The organism is Pseudomonas sp. ACN8 (assembly GCF_002303925.1).
Classification (GTDB): Bacteria; Pseudomonadota; Gammaproteobacteria; order Pseudomonadales; family Pseudomonadaceae; genus Aquipseudomonas.
Genome location: NZ_MRCS01000014.1, coordinates 30,908 through 55,175, shown reverse-complemented (window position 1 = coordinate 55,175; position 24,268 = coordinate 30,908). Strand labels below are relative to the sequence as shown.

The 24,268-nt window shown below is 60.1% G+C and carries 23 protein-coding genes; 13 read left to right on the top strand and 10 right to left on the bottom strand.

Annotated elements, in window-relative coordinates; genetic code table 11:
- Positions 1 to 171: 171 nt before the first annotated feature.
- Both dut and coaBC read right to left on the bottom strand, forming a co-directional pair.
- Entirely contained in the window at positions 172 to 627 is a 456-nt protein-coding gene (gene dut, locus BSF44_RS10190; RefSeq protein WP_007975171.1) for a dUTP diphosphatase, read from the bottom strand.
- 5 nt (positions 628 to 632) lie between these two features.
- On the bottom strand, positions 633 to 1,841 hold the full coding sequence (gene coaBC, locus BSF44_RS10185; protein WP_095943397.1) for a bifunctional phosphopantothenoylcysteine decarboxylase/phosphopantothenate--cysteine ligase CoaBC: 1,209 nt from the start codon (positions 1,839 to 1,841) through the stop codon (positions 633 to 635).
- A gap of 135 nt (positions 1,842 to 1,976) precedes the next feature.
- Here coaBC and radC point away from each other — a divergent pair, with 135 nt between their 5' ends.
- The gene (gene radC / locus BSF44_RS10180; RefSeq protein WP_095943396.1) at positions 1,977 to 2,651 is read left to right on the top strand and encodes a DNA repair protein RadC; all 675 of its coding nucleotides are present in this window, start codon (positions 1,977 to 1,979) and stop codon (positions 2,649 to 2,651) included.
- A gap of 132 nt (positions 2,652 to 2,783) precedes the next feature.
- Here radC and BSF44_RS10175 read toward each other — a convergent pair whose 3' ends face one another.
- Entirely contained in the window at positions 2,784 to 4,370 is a 1,587-nt protein-coding gene (locus BSF44_RS10175; protein ID WP_095943395.1) for an ABC transporter substrate-binding protein, read from the bottom strand.
- Between the two features lie 445 nt (positions 4,371 to 4,815).
- On the opposite strand from BSF44_RS10175, the gene rpmB reads away from it, so the two are divergent.
- Entirely contained in the window at positions 4,816 to 5,049 is a 234-nt protein-coding gene (gene rpmB / locus BSF44_RS10170) for a 50S ribosomal protein L28 (protein WP_007975166.1), read from the top strand.
- A gap of 11 nt (positions 5,050 to 5,060) precedes the next feature.
- Positions 5,061 to 5,216 (top strand): 50S ribosomal protein L33, encoded by a 156-nt coding sequence (gene rpmG, locus BSF44_RS10165; RefSeq protein ID WP_003177274.1) that lies wholly within the window; start codon positions 5,061 to 5,063, stop codon positions 5,214 to 5,216.
- Positions 5,217 to 5,327: 111 nt separating this feature from the next.
- Here rpmG and BSF44_RS10160 read toward each other — a convergent pair whose 3' ends face one another.
- Positions 5,328 to 5,690, bottom strand: a complete 363-nt coding sequence (locus BSF44_RS10160; RefSeq protein ID WP_095943394.1) for a cupin domain-containing protein — start codon at positions 5,688 to 5,690, stop codon at positions 5,328 to 5,330.
- Between the two features lie 237 nt (positions 5,691 to 5,927).
- Between BSF44_RS10160 and BSF44_RS10155 the strand changes: the two genes are divergently transcribed.
- On the top strand, positions 5,928 to 7,421 hold the full coding sequence (locus tag BSF44_RS10155; RefSeq protein WP_095943393.1) for an aldehyde dehydrogenase: 1,494 nt from the start codon (positions 5,928 to 5,930) through the stop codon (positions 7,419 to 7,421).
- 193 nt (positions 7,422 to 7,614) lie between these two features.
- On the top strand, positions 7,615 to 8,757 hold the full coding sequence (locus BSF44_RS10150; RefSeq protein WP_095943392.1) for an MFS transporter: 1,143 nt from the start codon (positions 7,615 to 7,617) through the stop codon (positions 8,755 to 8,757).
- 31 nt (positions 8,758 to 8,788) lie between these two features.
- On the opposite strand, the gene BSF44_RS10145 is transcribed toward BSF44_RS10150, so the two are convergent.
- Both BSF44_RS10145 and BSF44_RS10140 read right to left on the bottom strand, forming a co-directional pair.
- Positions 8,789 to 10,363, bottom strand: coding sequence for a phospholipase D family protein (locus BSF44_RS10145; protein ID WP_095943391.1), 1,575 nt, complete (start codon positions 10,361 to 10,363; stop codon positions 8,789 to 8,791).
- 60 nt (positions 10,364 to 10,423) lie between these two features.
- On the bottom strand, positions 10,424 to 11,857 hold the full coding sequence (locus BSF44_RS10140; protein ID WP_095943390.1) for a PLP-dependent aminotransferase family protein: 1,434 nt from the start codon (positions 11,855 to 11,857) through the stop codon (positions 10,424 to 10,426).
- A gap of 179 nt (positions 11,858 to 12,036) precedes the next feature.
- On the opposite strand from BSF44_RS10140, the gene BSF44_RS10135 reads away from it, so the two are divergent.
- Complete coding sequence (locus BSF44_RS10135; protein ID WP_095943389.1) at positions 12,037 to 12,282, top strand: DUF1127 domain-containing protein; 246 nt, start codon at positions 12,037 to 12,039, stop codon at positions 12,280 to 12,282.
- 123 nt (positions 12,283 to 12,405) lie between these two features.
- Here BSF44_RS10135 and BSF44_RS10130 read toward each other — a convergent pair whose 3' ends face one another.
- On the bottom strand, positions 12,406 to 13,713 hold the full coding sequence (locus BSF44_RS10130) for an FAD-binding oxidoreductase (RefSeq protein ID WP_095943388.1): 1,308 nt from the start codon (positions 13,711 to 13,713) through the stop codon (positions 12,406 to 12,408).
- A gap of 147 nt (positions 13,714 to 13,860) precedes the next feature.
- Here BSF44_RS10130 and BSF44_RS10125 point away from each other — a divergent pair, with 147 nt between their 5' ends.
- Positions 13,861 to 14,214 (top strand): YkgJ family cysteine cluster protein, encoded by a 354-nt coding sequence (locus BSF44_RS10125; protein ID WP_095943387.1) that lies wholly within the window; start codon positions 13,861 to 13,863, stop codon positions 14,212 to 14,214.
- Between the two features lie 127 nt (positions 14,215 to 14,341).
- Here the strand turns inward: BSF44_RS10125 and BSF44_RS10120 are convergent, their stop codons facing one another.
- The gene (locus tag BSF44_RS10120; RefSeq protein ID WP_007975155.1) at positions 14,342 to 14,830 is read right to left on the bottom strand and encodes an Lrp/AsnC ligand binding domain-containing protein; all 489 of its coding nucleotides are present in this window, start codon (positions 14,828 to 14,830) and stop codon (positions 14,342 to 14,344) included.
- Positions 14,831 to 14,987: 157 nt separating this feature from the next.
- Between BSF44_RS10120 and dadA the strand changes: the two genes are divergently transcribed.
- The 6 genes from dadA (at position 14,988) to BSF44_RS10090 (ending at position 21,250) form a co-directional block, all read left to right on the top strand.
- Positions 14,988 to 16,292, top strand: a complete 1,305-nt coding sequence (gene dadA / locus BSF44_RS10115; RefSeq protein ID WP_095943447.1) for a D-amino acid dehydrogenase — start codon at positions 14,988 to 14,990, stop codon at positions 16,290 to 16,292.
- Complete coding sequence (locus BSF44_RS10110; RefSeq protein ID WP_095943386.1) at positions 16,264 to 16,617, top strand: RidA family protein; 354 nt, start codon at positions 16,264 to 16,266, stop codon at positions 16,615 to 16,617. The genes dadA and BSF44_RS10110 overlap by 29 nt, the downstream gene beginning before the upstream one ends.
- A gap of 97 nt (positions 16,618 to 16,714) precedes the next feature.
- On the top strand, positions 16,715 to 17,788 hold the full coding sequence (alr, locus tag BSF44_RS10105; RefSeq protein ID WP_095943385.1) for an alanine racemase: 1,074 nt from the start codon (positions 16,715 to 16,717) through the stop codon (positions 17,786 to 17,788).
- 127 nt (positions 17,789 to 17,915) lie between these two features.
- Entirely contained in the window at positions 17,916 to 18,464 is a 549-nt protein-coding gene (locus tag BSF44_RS10100; protein ID WP_008023455.1) for a cupin domain-containing protein, read from the top strand.
- Between the two features lie 182 nt (positions 18,465 to 18,646).
- A complete protein-coding gene (locus tag BSF44_RS10095) occupies positions 18,647 to 19,069 on the top strand; it encodes a cytochrome c5 family protein (RefSeq protein WP_095943384.1) in 423 nt (140 codons plus the stop codon).
- Positions 19,070 to 19,327: 258 nt separating this feature from the next.
- Positions 19,328 to 21,250 (top strand): acetyl-CoA hydrolase/transferase C-terminal domain-containing protein, encoded by a 1,923-nt coding sequence (locus BSF44_RS10090; protein ID WP_095943383.1) that lies wholly within the window; start codon positions 19,328 to 19,330, stop codon positions 21,248 to 21,250.
- 131 nt (positions 21,251 to 21,381) lie between these two features.
- On the opposite strand, the gene BSF44_RS10085 is transcribed toward BSF44_RS10090, so the two are convergent.
- Both BSF44_RS10085 and rep read right to left on the bottom strand, forming a co-directional pair.
- Positions 21,382 to 21,954, bottom strand: a complete 573-nt coding sequence (locus BSF44_RS10085; RefSeq protein ID WP_046038985.1) for a xanthine phosphoribosyltransferase — start codon at positions 21,952 to 21,954, stop codon at positions 21,382 to 21,384.
- A 57-nt stretch (positions 21,955 to 22,011) separates the two neighbouring features.
- Positions 22,012 to 24,021, bottom strand: a complete 2,010-nt coding sequence (gene rep, locus BSF44_RS10080) for a DNA helicase Rep (protein WP_095943382.1) — start codon at positions 24,019 to 24,021, stop codon at positions 22,012 to 22,014.
- Between the last annotated feature and the right edge of the window lie 247 nt (positions 24,022 to 24,268).

Genomic DNA, 24,268 nt, shown 5'->3' with positions numbered 1-24,268 from the left:
ATGACGGCGTTTTCCGCAGAGAGTTCGTGCTGTGAAAGGGCCATGATGCCCGTGACGGCAAGGGTTTAGCCGGGCAATGCCTTGATTTTCGGAGCTAAACCTTGCAGATGACAATTTGAATTTTGTGGTGAGGGAGTCAGATCCCCCTGCCACAAGAAGAGCGTGACCGGATCAACGGGTACCGGTATGACCAAAACCGCCAGTGCCGCGCTCGGTTTCGACAAACTCTTCAACCATCTCAAAGTGAGCCTGCACCACCGGCACCAGCACCAGTTGCGCCAGGCGCTCGCCAACTGGCATGGTGAACTCGGTCTGGCCACGGTTCCAGCAGGAAACCATCAGTGGGCCTTGGTAGTCGGAGTCGATCAGTCCCACGAGGTTGCCCAGCACGATGCCGTGCTTATGGCCCATCCCCGAGCGCGGCAGAATCAGCGCCGCCAGGTTCGGGTCGCCGATATAGACCGACAGGCCGGTGGGGATCAGTACGGTTTCACCCGGCTTGATCACGGTGTCCTGTTCCAGCATGGCGCGCAGGTCGAGGCCGGCGGAGCCCGGTGTGGCGTATTGCGGCAGCGGGAATTCGGTACCGATGCGGGGGTCGAGGATCTTGGCTTGCAAAGCGTGCATGTAAATTAAACCTGGTTCAGACGTTCGGCGATAAAGGTGATCAGCTGACGAGCAATCTTGCTCTTGCTGGTCTGGGCGAAAAGTGTGGCGTGAAGCTCGCGATCGATGACGCTGCAGGCGTTTTCTTCGCTGTTGAAGCCAATGCTCGGGTTGGCGACGTCGTTGGCGACGATCAGATCGAGGTTCTTGTCTTTCAACTTGCGTGCAGCGTAATCGAGCAGGTGTTCGGTCTCGGCGGCGAAACCGACACTGAACGGACGGTCAGGGCGGGTGGCGATGGTGGCAAGGATGTCCGGGTTGCGCACCATCTGTAGCAACAAGCCGTCGCCGTTCGTAGGATCTTTCTTGAGTTTCTGCGGGGCGACGACTTCCGGACGGTAGTCCGCAACCGCTGCCGAGGCGATGAACAGGTCGCAAGGGATCGCCGCTTCGCAGGCAGCGAGCATGTCGCGGGCGCTGACCACGTCGATGCGGGTAACGCGATCCGGGGTCTGCAGGTGCACGGGGCCGGTGATCAGGGTTACGCGGGCACCGGCTTCCACGGCGGCTTCGGCCAGGGCAAAACCCATTTTCCCGGAGCTGTGGTTGGTGATGTAGCGCACCGGATCGATGTTTTCCTGGGTCGGACCGGCGGTGATCAGCACATGTTTACCGGTCAGTGCCTGACGCTGGAAGCAGTCGGCGGCGCACTGGGCCAGATCAGTGGCTTCAAGCATGCGTCCCAGGCCCACGTCACCACAGGCCTGACTGCCGGACGCCGGGCCGAAGGCCTTGATGTCGCGGCTTTCGAGGGTTTGCAGGTTGGCTTGGGTGGCCGGGTCGCGCCACATGGCCTGGTTCATGGCGGGGGCAACAGCAACGACGGCGTCTGTGGCCAATACCAGCGTGGTCAGCAAGTCGTCTGCAATGCCTTGGGCCAGGCGGGCGATCAGGTCCGCCGTGGCGGGGGCGATCAGCACCAGGTCAGCCCATTTGGCCAGCTCGATGTGGCCCATGGCCGCTTCGGCCGCCGGGTCCAGCAGGTCCAGGTGGACCGGGTGCCCGGACAGGGCCTGCATGGTCAGCGGGGTGATGAACTCTGCGCCGCCACGGGTCATGACCACGCGCACTTCGGCGCCCTGATCGATCAGGCGGCGAACCAGGTCGGCGCTCTTGTAGGCAGCGATTCCGCCGCCGACGCCCAGAACAATGCGTTTCCGATACAGCCGCTGCATAGGCCTGCCTTTCATTTCGTTGATGACTGCATGGCGATACCCCCTCCCCAGGAGTGAAATCGCCCGCAAAAAAGATGGGCTACGATATCACAGCGACCGCTACGGAGCAGCGGCGCCCACAGACAGGGAGGTGTTATGAGTATTCGCGATTGGCCGGCGGCGGAGCGGCCGCGGGAGAGGTTGCTTGAACAGGGCGCGGGAAGCCTTTCGGATGCCGAATTACTGGCGATCTTTCTACGCACGGGCGTGGTGGGCAGGAGTGCAGTAGATCTGGCGCGACACCTGTTGAATCAGTTTGGCAGCCTGCGTTTGCTGCTTGAGGCCGATCAGGAAACATTCAGCAAGCAGCTGGGACTTGGGCCGGCCAAATTTGCACAGTTGCAGGCTGCGCAAGAAATGAGCAGGCGTCACCTGGCCGAGCGTGCGCGCCAAAAGTCGGCACTGGAGAATCCGCACGCGGTTCGCGAGTACCTGAAATCGATGCTGCGCCACGAGCCACACGAGGTGTTTGGTTGTCTGTTTCTCGATTCCAGGCATCAGGTACTAGCGTTCGAGACGCTGTTCCGCGGCTCCATCGACAACACCAGCGTTCATCCGCGAGAGGTGGTCAAGCGCGCCTTGGCCAACAACGCAGCGGCATTGATCCTCTGCCACAACCACCCGTCGGGCAATACCGACCCCAGTCAGTCCGACCGGGTGCTGACCAAGCGCCTGCAAAAGGCGTTGGAGTTGATTGATGTGCGGGTACTCGACCATTTCATCATCGGCGACGGCGATCCGTTGTCGATGGCTGAGTATGGGTGGATGTAGTGCATGGCCCCTGTAGGAGCGAGCTTGCTCGCGATAAACCCGAGAACGCTGCTGGGTGTCTGGCTACCCGCGCTATCGTTCACGACCATCGCGAGCAAGCTCGCTCCTACAGGGTTTTGTGTGGTGGTTGGGTTATTTGATACTGATCTTGGAATAATCCTGCCGGCCGAACGGGCTGACGGAGTACCCCTCGACATCCTTGCGTGTCAGCGCGAAGGCCGTCGGGTGGGCCAGTGGCAGCCATAGCGCCTGCTGCTGGATCTGCGCCTGGGCCTGTTCGTAGAGCTTGCTGCGCACACCTTGCTCGCCGGTGGTCTTGCCGGCGCTGATCAGTTTGTCCAGATCCTGATTGCAATAGCGGGCGAAGTTGGTGCCGGACTTGACCGCAGCGCAGGAAAACTGCGGCGTGAGAAAATTGTCCGGGTCACCGTTGTCACCGGCCCAGCCCATGAATAGCAAGTCGTGCTCACCGGCCTTGGCGCGGCGGATCAGTTCGCCCCATTCGATCACGCGGATTTCGGCCTGAATGCCGATTTCCGCGAGGTCAGACTGCAGTAGTTGAGCGCCAAGACTTGGGTTGGGGTTAAGCAGGCTGCCGGAAGGGCGGGTCCAGATGGTGGTCTGGAAGCCGTCCTTGAACCCGGCCTTGGCCATCAAGGCTTTGGCCTTGGCGATGTCGTGAGGGTAACCCGGCAGACCTTTCGCGTAGCTCCAGGTGTTGGGCGGATACGGGCCGTTGGCCGCCTCGGCAGTGTCTTCGAACACGGCTTTGACATAGTTGGCCTTGTCGAAGGCAAGATTGATGGCCTGGCGGACTTCAGGCTTGTCCAGTGGCGGATGCTGACTGTTGATGCCGACGAATGCGGTCATGAACGCGTCAGTCTTTTCGACTTTCAGCGTCGGTTCTTTCAGCGCTTCCTGTACGTCCAGAGGCTTGGGCGACAGGGCGATCTGGCATTCGTTACGGCGCAATTTCTGCAGGCGCACATTGGCGTCCGGGGTGATGGCGAAGATCAGCGGGTCTACAGAAGGTTTACCGCGAAAGTATTCGGGGTTGGCTTTGTAGCGAACCGAGGCGTCCTTCTGGAAGCGGGTGAACACGAACGGCCCGGTGCCGATCGGCTGGCTGTTGAGCTTCTCGGGTGTGCCGGCCTTCATCAGTTTGTCGGCGTATTCGGCTGAATAGATCGAGGCGAAACCCATGGTCAGGGTCGCCAGGAAGGTCGAATCCGGATGGTCGAGGGTGAAGCGCACGGTCTGCGGATCGAGTGCATCGATCTTCTTGATCAGTGCAGGCAATTGCATCGATTGCGCATGGGGAAAGCCGCTCTGGGCGACTTTGTGCCACGCATTGGCCGGGTCGAGCATGCGGTCGAAGCTGAAAATCACGTCTTCGGCGTTCAGGTCGCGCGTGGGGGTGAAGTACTCGGTGCGATGGAATTTCACCTGCGGGTGCAGCTTGAAGACATAGGTCAGGCCGTCGGGGCTGACTTCCCAGCTGTCGGCGAGGCTGGCGACCACTTTGCCGCTGGCCGTGTCAAAGTCCACCAGGCTATTCATCAACACATCGGCCGAGGCGTTGGTGGTAGTCAGTGAGTTGTACTGCACCACGTCGAAGCCTTCAGGGCTGGCCTCGGTGCAGACGCTCAGGGCGGCGGCAAAGGTCTGGGGGCTCAGCAGAAGCGGGGCGAGCAACAGCGGTAGGGCAGCGAGGCGCATGGTCGGCTTCCTTTACAGATCGAAGGCCCATCTGCAAGTGCAGTCTGGAAAAGTCTTACCCTAGTGGGCTCTTTTGCAAATGACTATCCCCTTTTTCATTTTGAGGGGACTATAGCGCCTCAATTTGCTGTGAGGCGGGCGAGCAGAATCCTGATTTGGCCGGTTGGCCGATTCTCTGCGACGAGCGGTCGCCATCGACGATAGCCTTTGTCCAAGGCGCTCGGAGCCCGGAAAACGGGGTTTTTGTGAATTCAACGCACACTGAATGTTGTTGCTCTCCAGTCTTTCTGGTATAAAGCAGCGCTCTTTTCTAGGGGCCCGGTTCCTTCACTGTAGGTGTAGCCGGTAAGACCTCTAAAGAAACGCGGCGCCTGGCGCCAAATGACTGAGAGATTAAGCGGCCAACCCATGCCGGGTTGGGCATGTGGTTTTAGAGGGCTGAGGCATGTCTAGAGTATGTCAAGTTACCGGTAAGGGTCCGGTGACTGGGAATAACATTTCCCACGCAAACAACAAAACCCGTCGTCGTTTCCTGCCGAACCTGCAGCATCACCGCTTCTGGGTTGAAGAAGAGAAACGTTTTGTGCGTCTGCGCGTATCTGCCAAAGGCATGCGTATCATCGACAAGCGTGGCATCACTGTCGTGCTGGCCGAACTTCGCCGCGATGGCAAGGTTTAAGGGAGCTAATCATGCGTGAATTGATTCGTTTGATTTCGAGCGCCGGTACTGGTCACTTCTACACTACCGACAAGAACAAGCGTACTACCCCGGACAAAATCGAGATCAAGAAATATGATCCGGTTGTTCGCAAGCACGTGATCTACAAAGAAGGCAAAATCAAGTAATTGATTTTTCCCTCTTACGAAAAAGGCCCGTATCGCGAGATACGGGCCTTTTTTGTTGTGCTTGAAAAAGCGGATAGCACTTCAATCTGATCAAGTCACAGCACTTTAGTGCTAAGCCTTCTGTTCAAACGCCACGTAGATCTTGCGGCACGGTTCCAGCACTTCCCAGGTGCCTTTGAACCCGGCCGGGATCACGAAGCGGTCGCCTGCGCGCAGGGTCTTGGCATTGCCGTCGCTGTCACGCAGCACCGAAACCCCCTGCACGATTTCGCAGTATTCGTGTTCGGTGAAGTTCACCGTCCACTGGCCGATGGCGCCTTCCCACACCCCGGCGTTCAACTGACCACAAGGGCTGTTGTAGTGGTTGTAAACCGCTTGCTCCGGGTCGCCCTTGAGCACTTTGGTCGGGTCTGGACGGTAGCGTTCTGCGGCGGTGGTAGCCTGGCTGAAGTCGACGACGTTCTGGATGTTCATTGTTGTTATCCCTCCGTGATTACGGCGCGAGTGGTTGGTCAGACCCAAAGTCTATGTTTATTAAAATGAACATCGCAAGGTCGTTTACCCGCGTTATGTCAAATATATTGAAACTTCATGTGCGGCTGGTTTAGGGTGGTGGATGCCTTGGGCCGAACAGCAGGCTGGCCGGGCAGAATTCCTGACAGCGCCCGCGAAGAACGCGGGTGTCGTATTCAATAAGAGGAGGACACTCGCATGACCACCCTGACCCGTGCCGACTGGGAACAACGTGCCCGCGACCTGAAAATCGAAGGCCGCGCCTATATCAATGGCGAATACACCGACGCCGTTTCCGGCGAGACGTTCGAGTGCATCAGCCCGGTCGATGGCCGTCTGCTGGGCAAGATTGCCAGCTGTGATGCCGCCGATGCCCAGCGCGCCGTGGAAAACGCTCGCGCCACTTTCAATTCCGGTGTCTGGTCGCGCCTGGCGCCGACCAAGCGCAAATCCACCATGATCCGTTTCGCCGGCCTGCTGAAACAGCACGCCGAAGAGCTGGCCCTGCTTGAAACCCTGGACATGGGCAAGCCGATCAGCGATTCCCTGTACATCGACGTTCCCGGCGCGGCGCAAGCCCTGAGCTGGAGCGGCGAAGCCATCGACAAGATCTATGACGAAGTGGCAGCCACCCCGCACGATCAGTTGGGTCTCGTGACCCGTGAGCCGGTGGGTGTTGTTGGCGCCATCGTGCCGTGGAACTTCCCGCTGATGATGGCGTGCTGGAAACTCGGTCCTGCGCTGTCCACCGGTAACTCGGTGATCCTCAAACCGTCCGAAAAATCCCCGCTGACCGCCATCCGCATCGCCGAACTGGCTGTCGAAGCCGGCATTCCGAAAGGCGTGCTGAACGTGCTGCCAGGTTATGGCCACACCGTCGGCAAGGCCCTGGCCCTGCATAACGATGTCGACACTCTGGTGTTCACCGGTTCGACCAAGATCGCCAAGCAACTGCTGATCTACTCGGGCGAATCGAACATGAAACGCGTCTGGCTCGAAGCCGGCGGCAAGAGCCCGAACATCGTGTTCGCCGATGCACCGAACCTGCAAGACGCTGCCGAAGCCGCAGCCGGCGCCATCGCCTTCAACCAGGGCGAGGTTTGCACCGCCGGTTCGCGCCTGTTGGTGGAGCGTTCGATCAAGGACAAATTCCTGCCGTTGGTGATCGAAGCGCTGAAAACCTGGAAGCCGGGCAACCCGCTGGATCCGGCGACCAATGTTGGCGCGCTGGTCGATACCCAGCAGATGAACACTGTGCTGTCTTACATCGAATCGGGTCATGCCGACGGCGCCAAGCTGGTGGCCGGTGGCAAGCGTACGCTCCAGGAAACTGGCGGCACTTACGTTGAGCCGACGATTTTCGACGGTGTGAGCAACGCGATGAAAATCGCCCAGGAAGAAATCTTCGGCCCGGTACTGTCGGTCATCGCATTCGACAGCGCCGAAGAAGCCATCGCGATCGCCAACGACACACCGTACGGCCTGGCCGCTGCGGTCTGGACGACCGACATCTCCAAGGCTCACCTCACCGCCCGCGCATTGCGTGCCGGTAGCGTGTGGGTCAACCAGTACGATGGCGGTGACATGACCGCCCCGTTCGGTGGCTTCAAGCAGTCCGGCAACGGCCGCGACAAGTCGCTGCACGCGTTCGACAAGTACACCGAGCTGAAGGCGACCTGGATCAAGTTGTAAGCGTTAAGGGAGGCCTGTTTTAGAGCAGGCCTCCTGAAACGACACAGATCCCTTGTGGGAGCGAGCCTGCTCGCGATAGCGGTGTGACAGTCGACGAAAATGTTGAGTGTTGCTCCGTCATCGCGAGCAGGCTCGCTCCCACAGTGTTTTGTACCGTCTGTAAAAACAATGATTATCCACAGGAGCGTGGAACATGCGTTGGGCGACTTATTTCGCCGTTTTGGCATCTGTCCTGAGTGTCGGCCTGGCCTTGGGTGTCAGCATGCCGCTGGTGTCGTTTCGTCTGGAAAGTTGGGGCTACGGCTCGTTTGCCATTGGCGTGATGGCGGCGATGCCGGCCATCGGCGTCCTGTTGGGGGCGAAAATCTCCAGTCATCTGGCGGCGCGATTCGGCACGGCCAACCTGATGCGCCTGTGCCTGTGGGCCGGGGCGGTTTCGATCGGTTTGCTGGCGCTGTTGCCGAGCTATCCGGTCTGGTTGGTGCTGCGGCTGATGATCGGGGTGATCCTGACTCTCGTATTCATCATCGGTGAAAGCTGGATCAATCAACTGGTGGTCGAGCAATGGCGCGGGCGGCTGGTGGCGCTGTATGGCAGCAGCTACGCCTTGAGTCAGCTGGCCGGGCCGGTGTTGCTGGGCTTCCTCGGTACCGAGCATGACTATGGTTTTTGGGTGGGCGTCGGTTTGCTGATGGCTGCTCCGTTCCTGTTGCTGGGCCGCAGTGGTGCGCCGAGCAGTGAAGCCAGCAGCGTGACCTTCAGTGATCTGCTCGCGTTCTGTCGAGGCTTGCCGGCGATTGCCTGGGCGGTGTCGCTGTTCGCCGCGTTCGAGGCGATGATCCTGACGCTGTTGCCGGTCTATTGCCTGCGCCAGGGCTTCACCACGGAGATCGCCCTGGCGATGGTCAGTACAGTGGTGGTCGGCGATGCGGTGCTGCAATTGCCGATCGGTGCGTTGGCCGATCGCTTGTCGCGACGGGCGTTGTTCACCGGTTGTGCGGTGGTCCTGCTGGTGTCGAGCCTGGCAATCCCGCTGCTGATCGACACACTGCTGATCTGGCCCTTGTGGGTGCTGTTCGGCGCCAGTGCCGGCGGCTTGTTCACCTTGTCACTGATCCTGATCGGCGAGCGTTATCGTGACGATGCGCTGGTGCGGGCTAACGCGCACATTGCACAGCTGTGGGGGATTGGTTGTCTGATCGGGCCGCTGCTGGCGGGAGCCGGCAGCCAGTGGATCAACGGCCATGCGTTGCCGTTGCTGATGGCGGTGGGGGCCTTGGGTGTGTTGATTGTGGTGTCGCGGCAAGGGGCTTTTGGTACCGCTCAGCCAGCCTGATGGGCATCGGGACAATGGTGACGGCCGAGCGTTACAGCATCTTCTCCAGCCCAACCGTATTGCTCATCCACGCATTGAAACGCCGCCACCAACTCCCTGGCTCCTTGGTCAGGGTGTGCATCTTTCCGTTGTCTTCGGTGGTCCAGACGATCTGATCGTTTTCCAGCTCCACCTGATAACTCAGGGCCGGCGCCATGCCCTGTAGCGCCAGTTCACGGACCCGTGCGGCCAATTCCGGGCTGTCCACCAGCACGCCGACTTCGGTGTTCCACAGCACCGAGCGCGGATCGAAATTGAAAGAGCCGATAAAGGATTTCTGCTGGTCGAAGATCATCGCCTTGCTGTGCAGGCTGGAGTCGGAGCCGTGATAGGCGCTACTGGAAAACAGATGCGGCCCACTACCGCTGCCGCCTCCGTCGCCGGGTTGGCGACGCAATTCGTACAGCTTCACACCGTGCTCCAGCAGCGCCCTGCGATAGGGCGCGTAACCACCGTGCACGGCGGGAACGTCCGTGGCTTCCAGTGAGTTGGTCAGCAAACTCACGGATACGCCGGCATCGGCGCGCCCGGTCAGGTACACCAGCCCCGGCTGGCCGGGCACAAAGTAGGCCGAGATCATGATCAGCTCTTTGCTGACGTTATTGAGTTCAGGTGCGAGTTGCGTGGTCAGCAGCAATTGCGGATCGGGCTCGCCCTTGGCTAGTACCTTGCTTGGCGCATCCCACAATGCCTGGCTCCAGGCCCAGATCAGTTCGCGGCGCCAGATGTCCAGGCGTGGGTGGGTGGTGAAGGTCATCAGGTGTTTGTAGAGCGTGTGATTCTGTTTACGCGTTTCGGCCAGGGACTCTTCCAGTCGGGTGCGGGTGTTTTCCAGATCGTGGGGTGTGGGTTTGCTCGACAGGAATTCGTCGATCGGCTTGCTCAGAGCGCTGTTCCAGTACTGGTCGAAACTGTGCCCGAGTTGCTCGGCGACCGGGCCGACACCGAGCATGTCGATGTCAGTGAAATTCATGTTGGGCTCGGCATCGTAATACTCGTCCCCCAGATTGCGCCCGCCGACGATGGCCATGCTGTTGTCCGCCAGCCACAGCTTGTTGTGCATGCGTCGATGCTGTTGCGACAGGTTGAACAGCCGGCCCGCGGTGCGCGTCACACCCGTACTGCGGCCCAGGTTCAACGGGTTGAACACGCGGATCTGGATGTTCGGATGCGCGGCGAGGGTCGCGATCACCCGGTCCAGGCCGTCGCTGGCGGTGTCGTCGAGCAGTACCCGCACCCGCACGCCCCGGTCGGCGGCCTTGAGCAACTCCGCGATCAACATGCGCGTGCTGATGCCGTCGTGCACGATGTAGTACTGCAGGTCGAGGCTGCTTTGGGCGTTACGGATCAGTTCGGCACGGGCGGTGAAGGCCTCGGTGCTGTCCGATAGCAGGCGAAAGCCCGATTGACCGTTGTAGGGTGCGGCTTGCGCCTGGACCGAGCGGCCGAATGCGGAGTCTGCAGCCGGCAGTGCCTGGCTCGGTACACGCTGAACGTCGAAGCTGGAGCAGCCGCCCAGGAACGCGGCGAGTAGCAGAAGAGCAAGCAGGGGCTGTCTGACTCTCACGTAGGATCGTTCCGTTTGGCGGCGCAGATAGGTATATGGACGCCGATTCCCGAAGAAAAGTCAGTCGCTGAGCTGATCGGTTTCCGCCAGCAGTTTGATCGCGGTCGCACCCACCTTGCGCACAGCGTCTTCGATCTGCGGTGTCGGCTTGGCAGCGTAGTTCATGCGCAGGCAATTGCGATACTTGCCGGAGGCGGAAAAGATGCTGCCCACGGCAATCTGTACGCCCTGGTCGTGCAATGCCCGATTCAGTTTCAGGGTGTCGAAGCCTTCCGGCAGTTCAACCCACAGCATGAAGCTGCCCTGTGGGCGACTGGCGCGGGTACCGGCCGGAAAGTAGCGGGTCACCCAATCAATCATCGCGTCGCGATTGCGTTGGTATTGCGTGCGCATCCGCCGCAAATGCGGTTCGAAGTGGCCGCCCTTGAGGAACTCGGCGATGGCAATCTGCGGCTGTGGCGCGGTGGATCCGGTGCTGATGTATTTCATGTGCAGCACCCGTTCCAGATAGCGGCCGGGCGCGACCCAGCCGATGCGCAGGCCCGGCGCCAGGGTCTTGGAAAACGAACTGCACAACAGGACGCGACCGTCTTCGTCGAAGGACTTGATCGTGCGCGGACGCGGGTAGGTGTAGGCCAGTTCGCCATACACATCGTCCTCGATGATCGCCACGTCATAGCGCTGGGCAAGCGTCAGCAATGCGCGTTTGCGCGACTCCGGCATGATGTAGCCCAATGGATTGTTGCAGTTGGGGGTCAACTGTATGACCTTGATCGGCCACTGCTCCAGGGCCAGTTCCAGCGCCTCCAGGCTGATGCCGGTCAGCGGATCGGTGGGGATCTCCAGGGCCTTCATGCCCAGGCCCTTGAGGGTCTGCATAGCACCGTGAAAGCTTGGCGAGTCCACCGCGACAATGTCGCCGGGCTCGCAGATTGCGCGAATGCTGGTGGACAGCGCTTCGTGGCAACCGGTGGTGACCACCAGTTCGCTGGCGCTCAACTGGCAGCCCGAATCGAGCATCAGGCGAGCGATCTGTTCGCGCAGTTCGAGGTTGCCGTGGATGTTGTCGTAATACAGCCCGGGCATGTCCTGCCGACGGCTGATTCGCGCCAGGTCACGCAGCAGCGGTTTCATGGTCGCACTGGTGATGTCCGGCATGCCGCGGCCCAGTTGCACCACGTCTTTGCGCGGCACGGCGCGTATTAACTCCAGCACTTGATCCCATTGGGAAATGTCCACCGGCCGTTGGGCAGGGCGGCCGACTGCCGGCAAATCCGGCAGTTCGCGACTGGCCGGGACGAAGTACCCGGACTTGGGCCGTGGCATGGCCAGCCCGCTGTCTTCCAGCACCCGATAGGCCTGCTGCACCGTGCTCAGGCTGACGCCGTGCTCGACGCTTAGCGCCCGTACCGAGGGCAGCCGGTCACCGGGGCGATAGAAGCCCTGTTCGATACGTGTGCCGAGCAATTCGGCGAGGTTGACGTAAAGGGTCATGGTGCAGCCTCGATTGGGGTGATTCGGGTAACCAGTACAGATCGGGTGAAAAAACGGGATTCAGTGGCGGAATCGGCAAAACTGTATGGAATTAATACAGTTGCTTTGAATCTGTAATGCTTTTTCGCGCCCACGCATCATGGAACCTCTGGCTACCCAAGTAAACAGGAGCATCCAAGATGAACGGTTTGAGCGATGTGCGGCTGACGTTACACAGTCAGGAACTGGCGACCGGGCAGAACAACGGCACGCGGGAGGCGGGCATGGGCCATGCGTCGTCCAGCCTGAGTCGCTGGGACCGGTTCTGGCGTCGCCTGCACACACGCAAGGCCTTGCTGGCCCTGACGGCCGATCAGCTCAAGGATATCGGGCTGACGCGGGAGCAGGCGCGGGAGGAGGGGCTGAAGCCTTTCTGGCGGATCTGAAATCCATGGTGATTTTCAGGCCCATTCGCGAGCAGGCTCGCACAGGGGATTTGCGTATGACCACAAATCCAATGTGGGAGCGAGCCTGCTCGCGATGGCGTCAGAACTGCCACAAACAATCTTTTAGGCCAACTCTTTAAGCCGATGCCACAACATCCCCAACGCCAGCAACGGCGAACGCAAATGCTTGCCTCCCGGGAAAGTGATATGCGGCACCTTGGCGAACAGATCAAAACCACCGCTGTGCTGCCCGCTGATGGCTTCGGCCAGCAGCTTGCCGGCCAGGTGCGTGGCATTCACGCCATGGCCGGAATAGGCTTGGGCGTAGTACACGTTCGGCTGGTCCTTGAGTCGCCCGATCTGCGGCAGGCGATTGGCGCCGATACCGATCATGCCGCCCCATTGGTAATCGATCTTCACTGCGCTCAGCTGCGGGAAAACCTCGAGCATTTTCGGGCGCATGTACGCGGCGATGTCTTTCGGGTCGCGGCCCGAGTAATGGCAGGCACCGCCAAACAGCAGGCGCCGGTCCGCCGAGAGCCGGTAGTAGTCCAGCGCCACCCGCTGGTCACAGACCGCCATGTTCTGCGGTAGCAGGGCGTGGGCCAGTTCTTCGCTCAGTGGTTCGGTGGCGATGATGTAGCTGCCGGCGGGCAAGACTTTGCCGCTGAGTTCCGGGTTGAGGTTATTGAGGTAGGCATTGCAACCCAGCACCAGGGTCTTGGCGCGCACCGAACCCTGGGCGGTATGAACCTTGACCTCGGGGCCATAGTCGATGCGGGTCACGGCCGAGTGCTCGAACAACTGGACCCCCAATCGCTGCGCCGCTGCGGCTTCGCCCAAGGCCAGGTTCAGTGGATGCAGGTGCCCCGAACCCATGTCGATCAGGCCACCCACATAGCGCGTGGATCCGACCACGGTGTGCATCTCGTTGGCTTGCAGCAAACGGGTTTCGTAGCGGTAGCCGAGGCTGCGCAGTTCTTCGGCATCCTCGGCGAAGCCTTCAAGGTCACGGGGCTTGTTGGCGAGGTCGCAGTAACCCCAAGTCAAGTCGCAGGGGATCTGGAAACGCTCGACCCGTTGCCGGACAATTTCCACAGCTTCAAGGCCCATGAGTTTCATTTGCCGCACGCCTTCGGCGCCGATGACGTTGGTGAACTGATCGAGGCCGTGGCCGACGCCGCGAATCAGCTGCCCGCCATTGCGACCACTGGCACCCCAACCGATTCCATGGGCTTCAAGCAACACCACGCTGAGGCCGCGTTCGGCCAGCTCAAGCGCCGTGTTCAATCCCGAAAATCCGCCGCCCACCACACAGACATCAGCCAGCACTTCGCCTTTGAGCGCCGCAAGTTCGGGCTGCGGCAGGCTGCTGGCGGCGTAGTAAGAAGCGGTATGGTTCAGGGCAGGCTGTTGAGCACGGGCATTCATGTGCGTGTTCCTGATTCTTGCGTCTGGAAAACCTGACGGAGCATAAGCCGGACCTTCCCGGACGGGCAACATTGGTCGGCTGGTGCTGTCTGGATCGGGGCTTTTGCGTCACAATCGCGCTCTATTTCGCTATCGGTCACCGCTTCAATGAGCTGCAACAGCCAGACAATCCGCACATTGCGCCAACAGATTCCCTCGTTCGAGTGCGTGCCTGGCTGCCATGACTGCTGCGGGCCGGTGACCACCTCGCCCGAAGAAATGTCGCGCCTGCCGCGCAAGTCCCACGCCGAGCAGGATGCCGCCATGGAAGAGCTCAACTGTGTGCATCTGGGGCCGAATGGTTGCACGGTGTATGACGAGCGGCCGCTGATCTGCCGGTTGTTCGGCACCACCAAGACCTTGCCGTGCCCCAATGGGCGCGGGCCGGTGGAGCTGATTCATCCGCGGGTGGAGAAACAGGTGTTCGAGTACATGGCTTCGAACCGACAGGTGTTGGTTTAGACCGTCGAACCGGGTTTCCGCATCGCTAGCAGGCTAGCTCCCACAGGGAATGTGGGTGAGCCACAGATTTGTGTTCACCACCGAACCTGTGGGAGCCAGCCTGCTGGCGATAACAGCACCACAAATGTCAATCCGGAATCGGCAAAGTCAGGCTCTCCTTCACCTCTTCCATCACGATATAGCTCTTGGATTCCCGTACATGAGGAAGCTTGAGCAGAATGTCGCCCAGCAACTTGCGGTACGAGGCCATCTCGGAAATCCGCGCTTTCACCAGGTAATCGAAATCCCCTGACACCAGATGACACTCCAGCACGTGGGGCAATTTCAGCACCGCACGTCGGAACTCTTCGAAAGTATCGCCGGATTTGTAGTCCAGGCTGATCTCGACGAACACCAGCAGACTACCCTTCAGATGCTGCGGATTGAGCCTGGCGTTGTAGCCCATGATGATCCCTTCGCGCTCCAGACGCCGGACCCGCTCAGTACAGGGCGTGGTCGAGAGCCCGACCTTTTCCCCAAGTTCCGTAAAGGAAATCCGCCCGTCCGCTTGCAGGATCCGCAGGATGTTGCGGTCGATCTTGTCCAGCTCACGTTTGGTCTGAGTGTTGGTACGCATAGGGGATGCGCCTCCGTGAAAAGGGTTTTTGCCGAGAATTGTCGCCAAATATAGGCGCTTATATAGTGAAAAGCACTGGCGAATCTTTTTTACACTGCGCGCATCTAAAGCTCTGAATAACAAACGTCAGCGGTTAGCCGCGATGAGGGATATGAAAATGCGCGTCATGGTCTTGGGTAGCGGCGTCATCGGTACCACCAGTGCTTATTATCTGGCCCGTGCCGGGTTTGAAGTGGTGGTTGTGGACCGGCAGCCGGCCGCTGCCATGGAGACCAGTTTCGCCAACGCCGGGCAGGTCTCGCCGGGTTATGCCTCGCCATGGGCCGCGCCGGGTGTGCCGCTCAAAGCCATCAAGTGGCTGTTGCAGCGCCACGCGCCCTTGGCGATCAAGGCCACTGCCGACATCGACCAGTACCTGTGGATGGCACAGATGCTGCGTAACTGCACCGCAAGCCGTTATGCGGTGAACAAGGAGCGCATGGTCCGTCTGTCCGAGTACAGCCGTGACTGCCTCGATGAACTGCGCGCCGAAACCGGCATCGCCTACGAAGGCCGCAGCCTTGGTACGACCCAACTGTTCCGCACCCAGGCTCAACTCGACGGCGCCGCGAAAGACATCGCCGTGCTGAAAGAGTCCGGCGTGCCGTTCGAGTTGCTCGACCGCGACGGCATTGCCCGCGTTGAGCCGGCCCTGGCCAGCGTCACTGACATCCTCGCCGGTGCCTTGCGCCTGCCGAACGACCAGACTGGCGACTGCCAGATGTTCACTACCAAGCTCGCAGAAATGGCTGCGAACCTCGGTGTGCAATTCCGTTTCGGCCAGGACATTCAGCGCCTCGACTTCGCCGGTGACCGCATCAACGGCGTATGGATCGACGGCAAGCTGGAAACCGCTGACCGCTACGTGCTGGCCCTCGGCAGCTACTCGCCGCAACTGCTCAAGCCGCTGGGGATCAAGGCACCGGTGTACCCGCTCAAGGGCTATTCCCTGACCGTGCCGATCACCAACCCGGCGATGGCTCCGACTTCGACCATTCTCGACGAGACCTACAAGGTCGCGATCACCCGTTTCGACAACCGCATCCGCGTTGGCGGCATGGCTGAAATCGCCGGTTTTGACCTGTCGCTAAACCCGCGTCGCCGGGAAACCCTGGAGATGATCGTCAACGACCTTTATCCTCAGGGCGGCGATCTGGCCCAGGCCGATTTCTGGACCGGTCTGCGTCCGACTACGCCGGATGGAACGCCGATCGTTGGCGCCACCCCGTTCAAGAATCTGTTCCTGAACACCGGTCACGGCACGCTCGGCTGGACCATGGCGTGCGGCTCGGGTCGCTTGCTGGCTGACTTGATGGCAAAGAAAAAGCCGCAGATCAGCGCCGAAGGCCTCGATATTTCCCGTTATGGCAGCAAAACCCAGGAGCCTGCAAAGCATGTCAGTCCAGCGCCAGCTCACCAATGAGCGCATGAGTCAGATCGTCACTCATAACGGTACGGTTTACCTTGCCGGACAGGTCGGCGATGACATGAACGCCGGGATTGAACAGCAGACCCGTGAAACCCTCGCCAACATCGAGCGGTTGCTCGATCTGGCCGGCACCGACAAGCACAATCTGTTGTCGGTGACGATTTACCTGAAAGACATCGACGCGCATTTCGAAGGCATGAACGCGGTGTGGGACCAGTGGCTGCCAAAAGGCGTCGCTCCGGCCCGCGCCACAGTCGAATCGAAACTGTGCGAACCGCAAATCCTGGTCGAGCTGTCGGTTGTAGCCGCTCTGCCATAAGCTTTCAGACAGATCCCTCTCCCGGTGCTGTTGGCGGTTCACGCCGTCAGCCAGCACCGGTTTTTCTTCCCGATAACCCGACCAGAAGTCTGCCGCCATGCGTCCTGCCCGTGCCCTGATCGACCTTCAAGCCCTGCGCAACAACTACCGAATCGCCCGTGAGCTCACGGGGGCCAAAGCCCTCGCGGTGATCAAGGCCGATGCCTATGGCCATGGCGCGGTACGTTGCGCCCAGGCGCTGGAAGCCGAGGCGGACGGGTTTGCCGTGGCCTGCATCGAAGAGGCGTTGGAGCTGCGGGCGGCGGGCATTCGCGCGCCGGTCCTGCTGCTGGAAGGTTTTTTCGAAGTCGATGAGTTGGCGCTGATCGTCGAGCATGATTTCTGGTGCGTGGTGCATTCGCTGTGGCAGCTTGAAGCCATCGAGAAAGCGGCGTTGAGCAAACCGATCACCGTGTGGCTGAAGCTCGATTCGGGCATGCACCGCGTGGGGCTGCACCCGGCGGATTATCAGGCGGCCTATCAACGGCTGCTGGCCAGCGGCAAGGTCGCAAAAATCGTGTTGATGAGCCACTTTGCGCGTGCCGACGAACTGCACGAGCAGGCCAGTGCCGATCAGGTGGCGGTATTTGAAGCGGCGCGCAAGGGCTTGTCCGCCGAGGTCAGTCTGCGCAACTCGCCGGCGGTGCTCGGTTGGCCGCAGATTCCGAGCGATTGGGTGCGCCCGGGCATCATGCTCTATGGCGCCACGCCCTTCGAAGAAGCCAACGAAGTGGCATCGCGGCTGCAACCGGTCATGACCCTGGAATCGAAAGTGATCAGTGTGCGCGAGTTGCCGGCTGGCGAGCCCGTCGGTTACGGCGCCAAATTCATCACCCCTAAACCGATGCGCATTGGCGTCGTGGCCATGGGTTACGCCGACGGCTACCCGCGTCTGGCACCGACCGGCACGCCAGTGCTGGTTGCCGGGCAGCGCAGCCAGTTGATCGGCCGGGTGTCGATGGACATGCTCTGTATCGATCTGACCGATGTGCCGCAGGCCGGTCTTGGTTCGACCGTCGAATTGTGGGGCAAAAACATCCTCGCCAGTGATGTGGCCATGGCTGCCGGCACGATTCCTTACCAGATTTTCTGCAACCTGCGCCGAGTGCCACTGCTCTATTCCGGGGCTTAGTGCGCAGGGCTCCAGACCGGAAGTCGCCTCGCTGAGCAGGATTCAGGTCAAGGTGTTGTAAATACTGAACGCTGTCGCCATGATAACGCTCACTATTCCAACAATCTGAATCCTGGAGGCGCAAGCTTTGGACGTCGGTGAACGACTGCAATCCATCCGTAGGCTCAAAGGCCTTTCCCAGCGTGAGCTCGCCAAACGGGCGGGGGTCACCAACAGCACGATTTCGATGATCGAGAAGAACAGCGTGAGCCCTTCGATCAGTTCGCTGCGCAAGGTGTTGGGCGGGATTCCCATGTCCATGGTCGAGTTCTTTTCCGAAGAAATCCTGCAGGAGAAACCGACTCAGATCGTCTACAAGGCCAACGAGCTGATCGATATTTCCGATGGCGCGGTGACCATGAAACTGGTCGGTCGGGCGCACCCGAGCCGGGCTATCGCATTCCTCAATGAAATCTATCCGCCAGGTGCCGACACCGGTGACGAGATGCTCACCCATGAGGGCGAGGAAACCGGCATCCTGGTCGAAGGAAAACTGGAACTGGTGGTCGGTCTCGAAACTTTTGTCCTCGAAGCCGGCGATAGCTACTACTTTGAAAGTACCAAGCCACACCGTTTCCGTAATCCGTTCGACGTGCCGGCGCGACTAATCAGCGCAGCCACGCCGGCAAATTTCTAAGAAAAGAGGCGTCCTGCCAGCATCGCAGAGGCGCCCGGGCTGTTTTTCCGTCGCGGCCTAAGACCCCTCCGACTTTGGGGTTGTTTCAGTGCGACGGGCTTACCGCTATACTTGCGCCCGCCTGCGAACCGTGGCCGTAGGCGTGACTAGCCACCATTGAGGGTGAACGCGTGAACCTAATTATGAAAATGCTGGCTGCACCAGCAACCGTATTGGCCCTATGGGCTGTCAGTGTCAGCGCTCAGGCTGCGACCAACGACGAAATTGCCAAACGCCTTGAGCCAGTCGGCCAGGTTTGTGTTCAGGGTAAAGAGTGCAAGGGCATGGAAGTCGCCGCTTCGGCCGGCGGCGGTGGCGGTGCGAAAACTCCGGATGAAGTGATTGCAAAACATTGCAACGCTTGCCACGGTTCAGGCCTGTTGGGCGCGCCGAAAATCGGTGATGCCGCCGCTTGGGGCGAGCGCGCCAAGAAAGAAGGTGGTGTTGACGGCCTGCTCGCCAAGGCGATCTCCGGCATCAACTCGATGCCGCCAAAAGGTACCTGCGCCGATTGTGCAGACGCCGAGCTCAAAGGCGCCATCCAGAAGATGTCCGGCTTGAAATAAGCCTGAGTCTTGCTGGTGAAAAGCCGCTTTCGAGCGGCTTTTTTGTGCCCATCGTTTCAATGAACACCGCTGCCCATCTGTAGGAGCGAGCCCGCTCGCGATGGTCGTCAACGATAACGCGGCGAACCTGATGCCCCGCGGCGTCTGTGAATCTATCGCGAGCAAGCTCGCTCCTACAGTTTTTATAGGCTGGTCAATGCAGCAAAGACACGGCAAGCTCGGTCCAGGCCCAAGTCATGGAACGTGAGGGAGGACCCGATGGTTCAGTTGTGCTCTATCGAACAGGCAGTCGATGACGTCTTGGCACGGTTGCCGGCGCATATCCACATGGGCCTGCCTCTGGGGTTGGGCAAACCCAATCACTTCGTCAACGCGCTGTATCGGCGAATCGCACAGTCACCCGAACGACGGCTGACGATCTACACCGCGTTGTGCCTGGGGCGCCCGCCCTTGGGCGATGGATTGCAAAAACGCTTTCTCGAACCCTTCATCGAACGGGTTTTCGGCGATTATCCCGAGCTGGATTTTCTTGCCGATCTGCGTCGCGATGGTCTGCCGGGCAACATCCACATCCAGCAGTTCTTCATGCAGCCCGGCAGCCTGCTCAACAGTGCCACGGCGCAACAGGATTACGTCAGCAGCAATTACAGCCATGCGGCGCGGGACATCAATGCCGCCGGTTTGAATCTGGTGGCGCAACTGGTGGCCAGCCATGCCGAGCATCCCGACCGCTTGAGCCTGAGCTGCAACCCGGACATCACCCTCGACCTGTTACCGATGATCGCCAAGCGCCGCGCTACGGGGGAAACCATCCTGATGGTCGGGCAGGTGCACAACGATCTGCCCTACATGCCCGGCGATGCGGAACTCGGCATCGACACCTTTGACCTGTTGATCGATGAGAAGGACAACACCACACTGTTTTCCACGCCGAACATGCCGGTGGGGTGTCAGGACCACTTCATCGGCCTGCACGCCAGCACTCTGGTGCGTGACGGCGGCACCTTGCAGATCGGCATCGGTTCCATGGGGGATGCGCTGACGGCGGCGCTGCTGGTACGGCAAGCCGACAATGACGAATACAGGGCTTTGCTGGCAGACGTAGAGCTCAGCCATTGGGCGCAACTGATCGAGCGCGAAGGCGGCATCGGCCTCTTCGCCAAAGGCCTGTATGGCTGCAGCGAAATGTTCGTCAACGGTTTGCTGGTGCTGGCGGATGCCGGGATCGTGCGGCGCAAGGTCTACCCGGACGTGGCGACCCAACAGCAGGCGAATGCCGGCACCCTCGACGAGGCGGCACAAACCGATGGTATCTCGGTGCACGGCGGTTTCTTCCTCGGTCCGCGCAGCTACTACGAACGCTTGCGCGAATTACCGCAAAACAAGCGGCTCGAATTCAACATGACCCGCATCAGCTACATCAACGAGCTCTACGGCCAGGAAGAACTCAAGCGCTTGCAGCGCCTGGATGCGCGGTTCATCAACACCGCGTTCACCGTGACCTTGCTCGGTGCCGCGGTGGCGGATCAGCTCGAAGATGGACGTGTGCTCAGCGGCGTAGGCGGGCAATACAACTTCGTGGTGCAGGGGCATGCGTTGCAAGGCGCGCGCTCGGTGTTGCTGCTGCGCAGCTGGCGCGAGTCTGGTGGCGACGTCAGCTCGAACATCGTCTGGGAATATGGTCACTGCACGATTCCCCGGCACTTGCGGGACATCGTGGTCACCGAATACGGCATCGCCGATCTTCGTGGCAAAACCGATGCGGCAGTGATCGAGGCTTTGCTCAACATCAGCGACTCGCGTTTTCAGCCGGGATTGATCGAGCAGGCGCAGAAAGTCGGCAAATTGCCCAAGGACTTTTGTCTCGATCCGCGCTTTACCGATAACAGTCCGCAGCGTTTGCAGGCGATTCAGGCGCGGCATCCACGGCTGTTTCCGGAGTATCCGCTGGGCTGTGATTTCACCGAGGTCGAGCGCGATCTGTTGCGGGCGCTGAACTGGCTCAAGAGCAAGTTCAAGCTGAGCGAGGTGCTGGAGTTGGGCAAGGCAGCGCTGGATGCGCCGGAGCCTGCGTTGTTCCAGGAGCACCTGCAGCGCATGCAACTGGCCAACCCGGAGGGCTTGATGGAAGACCTGTTTCAGCGCTTGTTGCTCATGGGTCTCAAGGCCACTACGCAATAACTGCTCGCCCAAAAACAACTGTAGGAGCGAGCCTGCTCGCGATAGCGGTGTATCAGCCAATGACTATGTCGGCTGACACTATGCAATCGCGAGCAGGCTCGCTCCTACAGGGGTACTACTTTGTCCCGGCTTTATTCGATGAAGGTCACGACACCATCGGCCAGCGACTTAACGCGGGCCAGGGACTCTACGCGATAACCCTGCGAGTCCAGTTCCGCACGGCCGCCCTGGAATGACTTCTCGATCACGATGCCCAGGCCCGCCACGGTGGCGCCGGCCTGCTTGATGATCGAAATCAGTGCCTGGGACGCCTTACCGTTGGCCAGGAAGTCGTCGATGATCAGCACGCGGTCGCTGCTGGTCAGGTGGCGCGGGGAGATGGCCACGGTGCTTTCGGTCTGCTTGGTGAACGAGTACACGGTCGCCGACAGCAGGTTTTCGGTCAGGGTCAGGGACTGGTGCTTGCGGGCGAAAATCACCGGCACACCCAGATTCAGACCGGTCATGATCGCAGGCGCGATGCCCGAAGCTTCGATGGTGACGATCTTGGTGATACCCGAATCCTTGAACAGCGTGGCGAATTCGTCGCCGATCAGCTTCATCAGGGCCGGGTCGATCTGGTGGTTCAGAAAGGCGTCGACTTTCAGGACCTGGTCGGAAAGCACGATGCCTTCTTCGCGAATTTTTTTGTGCAGGGCTTCCATGAAGCTGTCCTCTGTTGGCGCTTTATGCGCCCTAAGGTTGTAAAAAAGTGGTCAATTCTAGCGCTTTAACATCGCGCGTATATCTGCCAGTGCGTTGTTGCCTCGCACGGCTTTGACTTCGGTCGGTGTGTCGTCGTTGCCTTCCCAGGCCAGATCGTCCGGCGGCAATTCATCGAGGAAGCGGCTCGGCGCGCAATCGATGATCTCGCCGTACTGCTTGCGCTTGGCGGCGAAGGTGAAGGCCAGGGTCTGGCGTGCACGGGTAATGCCCACGTAGGCCAGGCGACGTTCTTCTTCGATGGTGTCGGCTTCGATGCTGGAACGGTGCGGGAGGATTTCCTCTTCCATGCCCATGATGAACACGTAGGGGAATTCCAGGCCCTTGGACGCATGCAAGGTCATCATCTGCACACCTTCGGCGCCGTCTTCCTCTTCCTGCTGGCGCTCAAGCATGTCGCGCAGGACGAGTTTGCCGATGGCGTCTTCGACGGTCATCTCGCCTTCTTCGTCTTTTTCCAGGGTGTTCTTGAGCGCCTCGATCAGGAACCAGACGTTACCCATGCGGTAGTCGGCGGCCTTGTCGCTGGAGCTGTTGGTACGCAGCCAGTTCTCGTAGTCGATGTCCATGACCATGCTGCGCAGGGCCGAGATCGGGTCTTCGCCGGCGCACTGCTCGCGCACCCGATCCATGAAACGCTTGAAGCGCGAGAGGCGATCGGTGAAGCGGCTGTCCAGATGCTCGCCCAGGCCGATCTCGTCGGTGGCGGCGTACATCGAGATCTTGCGCTCGGTGGCGTAGTTGCCCAGCTTCTCCAGGGTGGTCGAGCCGATCTCGCGGCGCGGCACGTTGATCACCCGCAGGAATGCATTGTCGTCGTCCGGGTTCACGATCAGGCGGAAGTAGGCCATCAGGTCTTTCACCTCCTGACGCCCGAAGAAGCTGTTGCCGCCGGACAGGCGATACGGCACCTGGTGATGCTGCAACTTCAGCTCGATCAGCTTGGCCTGGTAGTTGCCGCGATAGAGGATCGCGAAATCACTGTACGGTCGGTCGGTGCGCAAGTGCAGGCTGAGGATTTCCATGGCCACGCGCTCGGCCTCGGCGTCCTCGTTGCGGCAACGGATCACGCGGATCTCGTCGCCGTGGCCCATTTCACTCCACAGCTGTTTTTCGAACTCGTGGGGGTTGTTCGAGATCAGTACGTTGGCGCAGCGCAGGATGCGGCTGGTGGAGCGGTAGTTCTGCTCCAGCATCACCACTTTCAAGGACGGGTAGTCTTCCTTGAGCAACATCAGGTTTTCCGGTCGAGCGCCGCGCCAGGCGTAGATCGACTGGTCGTCGTCGCCCACCACGGTGAACTGGTTGCGCTTGCCGATGAGCATTTTCACCAGAAGGTACTGGCTGGCGTTGGTGTCCTGGTACTCGTCGACCAGCAGGTAACGCACCTTGTTCTGCCACTTTTCCAGGATGTCGGCGTGCTCTTCGAACAGCTTCACCGGCAGCAGGATCAGGTCGTCGAAGTCCACCGCGTTGAACGCCTTGAGCGTGCGCTGGTAGTGGGTGTAGACGATGGCAGCGGTCTGCTCCTTGGGGTTGCGCGCGTTTTCCAGGGCCTGGGCTGGCAGGATCAGGTCGTTTTTCCAGGCGCCGATCATGTTCTTGATCTCGTCGACACCGTCGTCGCCCGAGTATTCCTTCTGCATGATGTCGGTCATCAGGGCCTTGACGTCGGTCTCGTCGAAGATCGAGAAGCCCGGTTTGTAGCCCAGCCGCACGTGTTCCTTGCGGATGATGTTCAGGCCCAGGTTGTGGAACGTGCAGACCGTCAGCCCGCGCCCTTCACCGGCACGCAGCAGGGTGCCGACCCGTTCCTTCATTTCGCGGGCGGCCTTGTTGGTAAAGGTCATGGCGACGATGTACTGGGCGCGAATGCCGCAGTTCTGGATCAGGTGCGCGATTTTGCGCGTGATCACGCTGGTCTTGCCGGAGCCTGCACCGGCGAGCACCAATAGAGGGCCGCCGACGTAGTTCACGGCTTCTTGCTGCCGGGGATTGAGTCGGGACATAGGTAAATTCAGGAGTCAGTCACGAAATGGGCCGGCATTTTAACAGGCTCAGCGAATTGTGCTGCTCTGTCCGACTTGTGACGTAGCACGCTATCTGTAATTGCCGGTTTTGTTACTTTCACGCAGGATGCGCAACGAATTTGCGGCTAATGTTCGTAATTGCGGATACAAAGGGCTGGTTTTGCTCACTGATGTCATTGTCATTGGTCATCGGAACGGCATAATGCCCGTCGCCTACATCTTTGCA

Bases quoted from the DNA above. Each gene is read 5' to 3' on its own strand.
- dut (WP_007975171.1), bottom strand. From the start codon at position 627: ATGCACGCTTTGCAAGCCAAGATCCTCGACCCCCGCATCGGTACCGAA.
- coaBC (WP_095943397.1), bottom strand. From the start codon at position 1,841: ATGCAGCGGCTGTATCGGAAACGCATTGTTCTGGGCGTCGGCGGCGGA.
- radC (WP_095943396.1), top strand. From the start codon at position 1,977: ATGAGTATTCGCGATTGGCCGGCGGCGGAGCGGCCGCGGGAGAGGTTG.
- BSF44_RS10175 (WP_095943395.1), bottom strand. From the start codon at position 4,370: ATGCGCCTCGCTGCCCTACCGCTGTTGCTCGCCCCGCTTCTGCTGAGC.
- rpmB (WP_007975166.1), top strand. From the start codon at position 4,816: ATGTCTAGAGTATGTCAAGTTACCGGTAAGGGTCCGGTGACTGGGAAT.
- rpmG (WP_003177274.1), top strand. From the start codon at position 5,061: ATGCGTGAATTGATTCGTTTGATTTCGAGCGCCGGTACTGGTCACTTC.
- BSF44_RS10160 (WP_095943394.1), bottom strand. From the start codon at position 5,690: ATGAACATCCAGAACGTCGTCGACTTCAGCCAGGCTACCACCGCCGCA.
- BSF44_RS10155 (WP_095943393.1), top strand. From the start codon at position 5,928: ATGACCACCCTGACCCGTGCCGACTGGGAACAACGTGCCCGCGACCTG.
- BSF44_RS10150 (WP_095943392.1), top strand. From the start codon at position 7,615: ATGCGTTGGGCGACTTATTTCGCCGTTTTGGCATCTGTCCTGAGTGTC.
- BSF44_RS10140 (WP_095943390.1), bottom strand. From the start codon at position 11,857: ATGACCCTTTACGTCAACCTCGCCGAATTGCTCGGCACACGTATCGAA.
- BSF44_RS10135 (WP_095943389.1), top strand. From the start codon at position 12,037: ATGAACGGTTTGAGCGATGTGCGGCTGACGTTACACAGTCAGGAACTG.
- BSF44_RS10130 (WP_095943388.1), bottom strand. From the start codon at position 13,713: ATGAATGCCCGTGCTCAACAGCCTGCCCTGAACCATACCGCTTCTTAC.
- BSF44_RS10125 (WP_095943387.1), top strand. From the start codon at position 13,861: ATGAGCTGCAACAGCCAGACAATCCGCACATTGCGCCAACAGATTCCC.
- BSF44_RS10120 (WP_007975155.1), bottom strand. From the start codon at position 14,830: ATGCGTACCAACACTCAGACCAAACGTGAGCTGGACAAGATCGACCGC.
- dadA (WP_095943447.1), top strand. From the start codon at position 14,988: ATGCGCGTCATGGTCTTGGGTAGCGGCGTCATCGGTACCACCAGTGCT.
- BSF44_RS10110 (WP_095943386.1), top strand. From the start codon at position 16,264: ATGTCAGTCCAGCGCCAGCTCACCAATGAGCGCATGAGTCAGATCGTC.
- alr (WP_095943385.1), top strand. From the start codon at position 16,715: ATGCGTCCTGCCCGTGCCCTGATCGACCTTCAAGCCCTGCGCAACAAC.
- BSF44_RS10095 (WP_095943384.1), top strand. From the start codon at position 18,647: ATGAAAATGCTGGCTGCACCAGCAACCGTATTGGCCCTATGGGCTGTC.
- BSF44_RS10090 (WP_095943383.1), top strand. From the start codon at position 19,328: ATGGTTCAGTTGTGCTCTATCGAACAGGCAGTCGATGACGTCTTGGCA.
- BSF44_RS10085 (WP_046038985.1), bottom strand. From the start codon at position 21,954: ATGGAAGCCCTGCACAAAAAAATTCGCGAAGAAGGCATCGTGCTTTCC.
- rep (WP_095943382.1), bottom strand. From the start codon at position 24,021: ATGTCCCGACTCAATCCCCGGCAGCAAGAAGCCGTGAACTACGTCGGC.